Origin of the sequence: Mesonia sp. HuA40, assembly GCF_008017835.1 — a bacterium.
In the GTDB taxonomy this organism is placed as follows: domain Bacteria; phylum Bacteroidota; class Bacteroidia; order Flavobacteriales; family Flavobacteriaceae; genus Mesonia.
The window spans coordinates 1-8,557 of the sequence record NZ_VRLT01000020.1 but is presented as its reverse complement, the minus strand read 5'-3'; the positions used below and the strand labels follow the sequence as shown (position 1 = coordinate 8,557).

The 8,557-nt window shown below is 33.5% G+C and carries 10 protein-coding genes and 1 pseudogene; 3 read left to right on the top strand and 8 right to left on the bottom strand.

Annotated features, from left to right (window positions below; all coding sequences use genetic code 11):
- The 3 genes and pseudogenes from FT993_RS12470 to FT993_RS01980 form a co-directional block, all read right to left on the bottom strand.
- Nucleotides 1–119, bottom strand: a pseudogene (locus tag FT993_RS12470) (IS3 family transposase); the annotation flags it as partial.
- 444 nt (nt 120–563) lie between these two features.
- Nucleotides 564–881 (bottom strand): type II toxin-antitoxin system RelE/ParE family toxin, encoded by a 318-nt coding sequence (locus FT993_RS01985; protein ID WP_147860867.1) that lies wholly within the window; start codon nt 879–881, stop codon nt 564–566.
- Complete coding sequence (locus FT993_RS01980) at nt 872–1,114, bottom strand: hypothetical protein (RefSeq protein ID WP_147860866.1); 243 nt, start codon at nt 1,112–1,114, stop codon at nt 872–874. Before FT993_RS01980 ends, FT993_RS01985 begins: the two co-directional genes overlap by 10 nt.
- Nucleotides 1,115–1,409: 295 nt before the next feature.
- Here FT993_RS01980 and FT993_RS12465 point away from each other — a divergent pair, with 295 nt between their 5' ends.
- From FT993_RS12465 to FT993_RS12455, 3 genes are read left to right on the top strand one after another with little or no spacing between them, the layout of a single operon-like run.
- The gene (locus FT993_RS12465; RefSeq protein WP_255504400.1) at nt 1,410–1,919 is read left to right on the top strand and encodes a transposase; all 510 of its coding nucleotides are present in this window, start codon (nt 1,410–1,412) and stop codon (nt 1,917–1,919) included.
- Complete coding sequence (locus FT993_RS12560; protein WP_370450878.1) at nt 1,898–2,182, top strand: transposase; 285 nt, start codon at nt 1,898–1,900, stop codon at nt 2,180–2,182. The genes FT993_RS12465 and FT993_RS12560 overlap by 22 nt, the downstream gene beginning before the upstream one ends.
- A gap of 18 nt (nt 2,183–2,200) precedes the next feature.
- Complete coding sequence (locus FT993_RS12455) at nt 2,201–2,383, top strand: hypothetical protein (protein WP_255504399.1); 183 nt, start codon at nt 2,201–2,203, stop codon at nt 2,381–2,383.
- 261 nt (nt 2,384–2,644) lie between these two features.
- Here the strand turns inward: FT993_RS12455 and FT993_RS01970 are convergent, their stop codons facing one another.
- The 5 genes from FT993_RS01970 to FT993_RS01950 form a co-directional block, all read right to left on the bottom strand.
- Complete coding sequence (locus tag FT993_RS01970; RefSeq protein ID WP_147860865.1) at nt 2,645–3,172, bottom strand: hypothetical protein; 528 nt, start codon at nt 3,170–3,172, stop codon at nt 2,645–2,647.
- The gene (locus FT993_RS01965) at nt 3,159–4,370 is read right to left on the bottom strand and encodes a hypothetical protein (RefSeq protein WP_147860864.1); all 1,212 of its coding nucleotides are present in this window, start codon (nt 4,368–4,370) and stop codon (nt 3,159–3,161) included. Before FT993_RS01965 ends, FT993_RS01970 begins: the two co-directional genes overlap by 14 nt.
- Nucleotides 4,363–5,157, bottom strand: a complete 795-nt coding sequence (locus tag FT993_RS01960) for a hypothetical protein (protein WP_147860863.1) — start codon at nt 5,155–5,157, stop codon at nt 4,363–4,365. The genes FT993_RS01965 and FT993_RS01960 overlap by 8 nt, the downstream gene beginning before the upstream one ends.
- Complete coding sequence (locus FT993_RS01955) at nt 5,157–7,817, bottom strand: ATP-binding protein (protein WP_147860862.1); 2,661 nt, start codon at nt 7,815–7,817, stop codon at nt 5,157–5,159. Before FT993_RS01955 ends, FT993_RS01960 begins: the two co-directional genes overlap by 1 nt.
- 269 nt (nt 7,818–8,086) lie before the next feature.
- On the bottom strand, nt 8,087–8,464 hold the full coding sequence (locus FT993_RS01950; RefSeq protein WP_147860861.1) for a hypothetical protein: 378 nt from the start codon (nt 8,462–8,464) through the stop codon (nt 8,087–8,089).
- Nucleotides 8,465–8,557 lie beyond the last annotated feature (93 nt).

Genomic DNA, 8,557 nt, shown 5'->3' with positions numbered 1-8,557 from the left:
ACTGCGTTTTCATAGGGATCATACTGTTCGGTCATACTCATAATAATATTATTTTTTTCAGCAAATTGGGTGTATTTGGGGTTACAGTATTGAAAACCTCTATCGGAATGATGGATGAGTCTTTCACTTGGAGTACTTTATCCCTTTATGTAAAAAAGGGAAACTAGTGTCCCTCTACGTTTTTACCGCACGTGGACCACCAGAATATTGGATTGAACGCCTCAAAAAACAAAATTAAATGATAATAAAAAACGATCTTTCAAGACGTAATAGGATGCTACACCCCAAAATCAAGAAAAACCGCATAAAGTGATAGCAATAAAGCATTCAATACGCAAAGAGGTGCAATTTATAAGCTTTTTGGGTATCCTAAGTCTACCGCTAAGAAAAGAAATGTTGCTAATCATCTCTAAAAGAGCAGCACAGCAATAGATTAATCCCCATAGTACCAACCGAAAAACAGCCGGGATAGTCAACACGGCGTTCATGTTAGGCTCCCGAAAAAAGAAGTCGGGACGGGCTGTACCGGCCACACGAACGCTTAGTTATTGTGCAACTGGCTTTTATTTTTTTCGTCCTATTTTTATTGGATTTTGGCGAGTATCAAAAACATCATTTATTTCAATTCTATTCACTTCCTTGTTAATCCAATAAATGACTTTATAGTTTTTGTAGATTAGATATCTAAACCCTTGATTTCTGTTTTTAAGAAGTTCTTCGGCTTGTCCAATTTCTGGTTGCTTTTTTAATTTTAAAGTTTCATTAAAAATACCGTTAACGAGTTTTTTTGCTATTCGAATTCCTGCTTTTTCTCGATGATATTGATAAATTTTTTCAAGTTCATTTTGAGAAAAATCAGTCCAAAATAATTTTAATTCCATTTATCAATCTTGGCTTTTAATTCGCTAGATTCTATTAGTCGATCATTTATTGAATCTTCCATAGATTTGTCAATTCGAGAATTAAACTCCTCTATTGTCATTGGTTTAAAATCATCATTATTAAAATTCTCGTTTTCTTTTCTAAGGATTTTTTCAAGACGTGAAATTACATCTTCACTTTGAATCTTTAAAAACTCTTGAATAAGTTCTAATTTTCTTGTTTGTAAATCCATTTTATTAGCTTTTTATCAAAGATACAAAATTATCAATTTAAACCTCTAATTTTCTTGCTTTCACGAATTTCACAGCTTGTTGCCAACGGTCTCCTTTACTTCGCTTATTAATAAATATACCTTTGAAATGAAGAAGGAGGAGAACTAAAACGGTCTCTAGATTTCAGGTCCAATATTCGTAAGAGTCCTCCATTCTTCATACGGGTAGCAAGAACCATTTGGAATACCAGGTCTTTTATGGACCCGTTAAAGGAGTTAGTTAATGCGCCCTTCAAACAATAATTTTTTTAAAAATATGAAAAATTACCAAGAAGTAATCGGAATTGATGTTTCAAAAAACAAGTTAGATGCCTATGGTCACAATCGTGGTTTCCACCGGGAGTTTAGTAATGACGTAGCGGGTTATAAAGCTTTGCTTAAATGGGCTAAGGTTAAGGGACAAAGAGTATTTTTCTGCTTTGAGAATACCGGCCATTATTCTTTGAAGTTAGCGATGTACCTAGCCTCAAAGAAACAAGTATATGTGCAGGAAAATCCCGTGGTAATCAAACGTTCTTCCGGAGTGATCAGAGAGAGGAATGATGTGATAGACGCGATAATGATCGCTCGGTATGGTTGGCTTCACCGAGAGGAACTTTCTCCAAGTGAGCTGAAAGATAATGAACTATTAGAGGTGGGCAGATTGCTTGCTTTGCGTGATCAGTTGGTACGTAATCGTACGGGATTGAAAAGCACACTGTCAGAGTTAAAGAAATTACTAAGCAGTAGTTCTACCGATACCTGTTGCAAGACACTTGTCATCTAACATCTCAAATAAATAAAATAGAGAAGCAGTTAAAAACACTTATAAAGACTTCTGAAGCATTATCGCAAAATTATAAGTTGATCACTTCCTTAAAGGGTATAGGTTTGGTTGTAGGCGCCCAGTTGCTCTACCATACCAATAATTTTAAACGTTTTGATAGTTGGCGACAATTCTCCAGTTATTGTGGGACGGCTCCCTTTGGTCATAGTTCGGGAAGTAGTATTCACAAAAAGCGGAAATGCCACCCTATGGAAGATCGTTAAATGAAGAGCCTGCTTAACATGGCAGCCTGTACAGCCATTCAATACGATAGTGAATTGAGACATTATTATAAGAAAAAGCGAGAAGAAGGTAAACTAAAAATGATTGCACTAAACAATGTACGCAATAAGCTTTTATCCAGGGTATTTGCGGTGGTTAAAAGGGGAACCCCATATGTGGAATTACACAAATTTGCTGCCTGAGAAATAGTAGAAAAAGTTTGGATTTAACCTTGGAATACGTGTATGAGCAGTAGCGGATTTTAAGCCACTAAACTGTCAGATAGCACCGACCGTTGATTTATAGTTTTACGTTTCAAAATAGTACTGAACCCGCTATTGCTTATACACAATGTTGGGCAATCGTACTTTTTTTTCTTCCGTTTGTCAGCGTTGGCAAAGACATACTCTTTTGCAATTTTTGGTTGCAGCGTTGGTTGGTGCGAATTGCAAATGTGTATGGCTTTATGCGTTGGCTTCATTCATTTCAGTTTTTATCAATTCTCTGGCAAAGTCAATAAATAGTTTATAAGCCTTCGTAAATGAATATTTGTCATCAGAATGTTTTACTGCTATGTTTCTTTTTACCATAGTCGAACCAACTAATCTTTTGATGCTTTCACCATCATTTAATTGTTTGTTCGCTTTTACAACATCTATCCAAGTACTGTTTTTTATGTATTCTACTATCTCTTCAATATGGAAGTCTGAAAAACCTAGTTCATCCATAAAGTTTTTCCCATCCTTGTCTAATTCGTAGCATAGAATCGAGAAGAAGATGCTAATATCACGAGAAGTGTTCTCGTTTGTTTCATCTGAAATCAGATAATAAAATTCTTGCGTGTTTTTAAGCTTAAATCCAAATGATTTGTCAAAAAACTCAACATAGAAATCTTGATTTTCCTTTAGAATATCAAAATAAGATTCATCAATTGTGATAAATCTGCCATCCATTAAAGATGTCACTATTTGCTTATGTTTATTCGGATACATTCTCTTTTTTGCTGATTTTTAGTTTGGGCATAATAAATTCTCCTTGTTTTGTTTTCAAAGAAATATTCTCCCTTTTCTTATCTTGTTCAATATCGTATTCTTCTTCAAATATTAGACTTGTTACCATAAAATAGTTGTCAATGTCAAAATCTTTCTTTTCATTTTCAATTGCGTTCTTGCACCAAGAGAAGAAATCAGTTACAGGAAGCTTTGAGTTTAGTTGGGATTTGTACTCATTTTTATTAAATATCCATTGCTCAATATCATTAGCTTCTTCTTCAACAAAAACATCTTCTTCATTTTTAAATTGCTCAAAATACTCCTTTGTGTTTTCGTAGATAAACGGATTGTATAGATTGTCCCTTGACGTGCTGAATAGTTTCGGTGGTTTTATTCCTTTGTAACAGTTCATATTTGTCAGATACAAATGAAATCCTTGTAAATATTCGCTTTCAGTTCTGATTCTGTCCAATAATGGCAAAAGTTCGTTGCTTAAGATTGTCGATTGTTGACTGATGTCCTTAACGACTTGTCGTAAAAGGTTGTACAGTTTTTCAAATTGTCTTCTGATACTTTCGTCTGAATAATCAAATCGTTTGTTGTTAGAAAATTGAGAAATTGCAAGTAATTCGTTATAAATTGATTGCGAGTGATTGATATCTAAAATTGTATTCAAGGGAATAATGTAGTAATCAATTAAATATCTGGCAGTTTGAACTTTTTCTTGATATTCAATCTTTCGGGTATTGGCTTTTAACTCTCTTGATTCATTTAGAAGGCTAATTGTATTGTTAGTTACGGCAGTTCTGAATTTTTTAATTTCATTCGATAAAGCTTCAATTCTGTCCAACAAAATGTTTTTGTCTTGATTGATGCCTTCTTTAATATTCAAAAACAAGGTTCTGATAGATTGACCAAATTTTTCAATTTCTTCAGGAAGCAATGGTTTAAATTGTTGAAGAACAAACTCAAGTAGAACAAAATAGGGTTCGTTAATCACAAAGTCATCATTCTGTTCAACGAGTATTTTGTGCTCAAAAAGTTGAGATTCTATATCGCTTCCAAATTCATCAAGTGTTTCAGCTACTTGACTTTTCAAGATGATTTCATTCTTAACTTGGATGTCAAATAGTTGCCGTAGCAAGTCAAAATGAGTTGCCAAAAATTGTACTATGCTCTTTGGTTCTGACTTAAACATTGATGAGTGTTTCTTGTTCTAAAAATCTATTCGTTCGCGCAACTTGTTCTCTGATTTTTACGACTATTGAATCATCTGATGTCTTAACAGCCTTACTCATTTTAGCTTTGTTTCCCTTTAAAGATGCCGAATGCTTTTTAAAAAGTTCACTGTAATTACTTGGCAAATACAATTCTGCATTACCAAACACTTCTTTGATTCTTAAATATTCGTCAAGCCCGTTAAAGTCATAATCAACAAAAACCAAAACCTCCTTTGCTTTAAGCATTGAAATGGATTCTTTGCCTATTCGTCCGTATTTGTGGACAAATAGAAATTCGTTGCCCAATAATTTTTCCGCATTTAAAAAGGTTTCCAAATTCTCGACAAAACATATTTTATCGGCTATAACAGAATTGGGGATTACAGAGAACAATCCAAAATCACGAGTTTGTTTTTGTAAATCAATTATCTGCTCATTGATTTGATATGCAGAAAACCCCCTAAACAAAAAAATTGGACTACTATCAACCTTTGTCGCCTTTGAATTTCTATATTTCTTAATGTTTCCTGATTTGGTTTTGGAAACGTCTTGTTCCGGAAATGATGAGTTTAGAAACTTTTCAAATTCGGTTTCCTTGCAAACTTCAACCTTAAACCCTCTGCCAAGCTTTGAAAATTTCAGAATTTCGGCTTGAAGTAAATTTTGAAATGTGTCAGAATTCAAAACACTTTTCGGAATGACTGATTTTGAAACGCTTTTATTTACACGCAATGAATGATATGTTCTGAAATCGACTTCTTTCATTACACTTCAACGGGTTTTCTAAAAATTACATTTCCGTTTTTCTCGCTGACTACTATTTTCCCTGTACTTCTTCTTACTAAATAGTATTTGTCAAAACCGTCATAAGGGTGTAATGGTGCTGCTGAAATAGGGATAAAATTATGCTCCTTGCAGAAGTTCAAAATCTCTATTCTATTTGCTTCATCAATGGTTCCGATTTCATCAACAAATATTACAATCTTGTTTTCATCATCTTTCACAACGATTTGATTGATGATTGACATAATCAGAACCAAACGTATCATTTTGTCTGTTCCGTCCGATTCGATTTGGTTTTTCAGGTCCACGACTTTGTGCTGTCCTTTTTTATGTAGATGAAGCTTAATGTCAAACAAATCATTGAACGAAATTGTGGTTTGACTATTTAAATATTTGTTGAGCGTATTTAAGTTTTCAGATTGGTCGTCAAAAATCAGTTCGGAAGTTAAATCCCTGATTTGTATGATTTTGTTTAAATCCTTGATGAGTTTTTCATTCTCAATAATTTCTATCTTCAACGTGTCGATATCCGATATCTTTATCTTCCGAATTTTCGAATTAAACTGATTGGTAATAAAGGAATTAAACTCTTCAAACCTTGAATATAGCGTGCGACAAGGATTTGCAAATTGGGTGGAAATATTTTTTAATAAGCCATCAATTGCTTTTTGTTTATCGTCTAAAGTGACTAATTCCGAATCAACGTGTTGTATAAAATCGGTTTCGCTAGCTAAAGAAGTTTCTGTTTTAGATTTTAGCTTTTCAAAGAGACTATCCTTTTTATATTTGATGTCTTTCCTTTCCTCAAAGTTTCGTTTAAGGTTTTTATAGATATTGTCTAAAGAATCGGTTGATTGATATTCCTTGGGTTTGATTCCGAGTTGTTCAAGTTCCACTTTCCAATTTTGGATTTCCTCAATTCTCTTTTCTTTCTGAAAAATATCTTTGTTTGCTCTGTCAATTGTTTCTGAAAGCTTCCTGATTTCTTCTTCAATTATCTTAATGTCTTTGGCAGATTTTTCCTTTTGTTTGAGTAAACTTTCAAATTCTAATTTTATAGACTCAAGTTCCTTCTCAAGATTTGGAAGTTGCTTTAGCTTCTCAATTTTATCGTTTACACCCTTGATTTTCTTCTTTATTTCTTCTAAATCTTTTTGATGTTTCTCTAAATCCTTGGCTATAGGAAGTAGCTTTTCATTAAAGCTTTTTTCCTTTTCAAATTCCTTGATTTGTTTTTTCAACTCTTCAATGGATTCTATTGGTTTTCCTTTCAAGTCATTTGGCAACTTGATAACTCCGTCAAAGAGTTTCATCAAGTTTTCCGTTCGCTTGATTTTCGTAGAAATGTTTTCAAATGGCAGACTTGAAATATCAGTTGACAGAATCCTGTTAAGTAATTCCTTGTTATCTTGATTATCTGAAATTTGATGAATCAGTTGATTGGAATAGGTATTAACTTGACTTGTGATTTTTCTGATTTGTGAGTCGGCTTTTTCAATCTTGCTCTCAATTGCTTTACTGTTTAGATTTTGGTTTTCAATTTGGGTTAGTTGGCTCTCTATTGTTTTCCTTTCAGCATCCAAATTTTGAAAGGATTGCTCTAAAAACTGCAAACTCTCATAAGACTTGATTTCTTTTACCAATTCATCTTTTTGGTCAATGTCTTTCTGTTTTTGTTCCAATTGGGTTTCTATTTTACCCAATTCTTGGTTTAGCCTGTCTTTTTTCGGATTGAGCGTTTCATTTAAATGGTTTCTATCTTTGTCTCTTTCAGTTTTCATTTTTGAAACAGAAGTTCCCAATTCTGAATAAAGCGATGAATATTGATGGTCAAAAGCAAATATCAACTCTGAAAGTATCGTACTTTTTCCTGCATACTGATTTACCAACTCTTTGAAGTCATTAAAGCTACGCTGGATACTTTTGATAACTTTTATATCCCGATTGTGCTTCAATAAGGTTTGTATGTCTTTTTGGTTTTTCTTTGAAAATGAAACGCTTTCGTTTTCCTTATTATCTGCAATTATCAATGACTCTTTTAGCGAGTTGTTGTTTATAAGTTGTGAGTTTATAAGGTACTTATAGATTTTGGAAAAATTGTTGCTAATTCCCCGTCCATCTTGGTTTACATTTTGGTTTAACCAAACAACCGCATTATTTCGTTTCCCTTTCTGATAGACAAAGTTGAAAACTTCCCTACGGTTTGGGAATTTGCTGTGTTCAATTCCATTTGTGGCAAATTCGGAAAGTAATGAATCAAACTTTTTTAGTTTTTGACCGTTCGTTGTGTTGGTAAAGTAATGTTCTTCTTTATATTCACTGTCAATTTTATAATAGTCGAGATTGCCTTCGGCATTTCTTTTGACTAAAATAGAGTAATAGCGATTTTTGAAAATCTCAAAGACGATAAAACTTGAATTTATAGAAGGAAAATAGTGGTTGAATGTAGTTTTGTCTCCCGTTCTGTTTCCACTGAACGTCATTTCTCGCCCGTCAATTATGAACAAGAAATTAAGTGCGTAAATCAGCGTACTTTTCCCGATATTGTTGGGTCCGACAATTTGAAGCGAATTGCAGTTGTCAAGCTCAATATCAGCTTTAGAGTAAATGTCAGAATTCAGTATTATTAGTCTTTTCAGCATTTAGTTTTCGTTCAATCTTTTGTTCTGTCATTCTGTCGAGCGTTGGCAAAAAACAGCTCTTTTGGTTTTTTCAGCGTTGGCTTTCGTGTTGGCAAAAACCAAATGTGCTGTTTGTGCGGCTGGCTTTTTGTATGTTGCCCAACGGCCTTGGCTATGGTTTCGTTGCGGATAAATCCGCGAGTATTTTCAGATGTAACCCAAAGTTAGTAAATACGCAGGAATTTCCGAGTAGGAAATTCCGTCGCAATGAACTATAGCCTTTGTTAGCTTTAGTTTTTAATATTTCGACCGTTAATTTCGTCCAGTTTATCAAACGATTTTTTCAGTCTTGCTGTCAGTTTGTCCAAATTAGCTGTTTTACCCGTTAATTTCATTTCAAAATTGTCAACTCGAACTTTTGATTTGTCGATTTCAGATTTGTTCACATATGCAAATGCAAGTGTGATTTCTTGTTCAGCATCATTTTCTTGAAACATTTCTTTAACCATATTCCAGTCAAAGTTTTTTAATTCGTCCAGATTTTCCATTTCCACTTTTAATTCAGTCACAGCTGTTTTTGTTTCAACTTTTTCATTCTTTTCAGTTTGCGCATACGTAGCAAAAGTCATTAGAGAAAAAATTCCGAGTAAAATGTTTTTTGTTTTCATAATTTTCGTTTTTGTGTGTATTATACTGAAATAGGTTGACCTTTTTTACGGTCTTTTTTGGTTGATTAACTATTACTTTTAGATATTAAGCTC

Excerpts from the sequence above, each read along its gene's own strand:
- FT993_RS01985 (WP_147860867.1), bottom strand. The coding sequence starts at position 881 with ATGGAATTAAAATTATTTTGGACTGATTTTTCTCAAAATGAACTTGAA.
- FT993_RS12465 (WP_255504400.1), top strand. The coding sequence starts at position 1,410 with ATGAAAAATTACCAAGAAGTAATCGGAATTGATGTTTCAAAAAACAAG.
- FT993_RS01960 (WP_147860863.1), bottom strand. The coding sequence starts at position 5,157 with ATGAAAGAAGTCGATTTCAGAACATATCATTCATTGCGTGTAAATAAA.
- FT993_RS12455 (WP_255504399.1), top strand. The coding sequence starts at position 2,201 with ATGGCAGCCTGTACAGCCATTCAATACGATAGTGAATTGAGACATTAT.
- FT993_RS01965 (WP_147860864.1), bottom strand. The coding sequence starts at position 4,370 with ATGTTTAAGTCAGAACCAAAGAGCATAGTACAATTTTTGGCAACTCAT.
- FT993_RS01980 (WP_147860866.1), bottom strand. The coding sequence starts at position 1,114 with ATGGATTTACAAACAAGAAAATTAGAACTTATTCAAGAGTTTTTAAAG.
- FT993_RS01970 (WP_147860865.1), bottom strand. The coding sequence starts at position 3,172 with ATGTATCCGAATAAACATAAGCAAATAGTGACATCTTTAATGGATGGC.
- FT993_RS01955 (WP_147860862.1), bottom strand. The coding sequence starts at position 7,817 with ATGCTGAAAAGACTAATAATACTGAATTCTGACATTTACTCTAAAGCT.
- FT993_RS01950 (WP_147860861.1), bottom strand. The coding sequence starts at position 8,464 with ATGAAAACAAAAAACATTTTACTCGGAATTTTTTCTCTAATGACTTTT.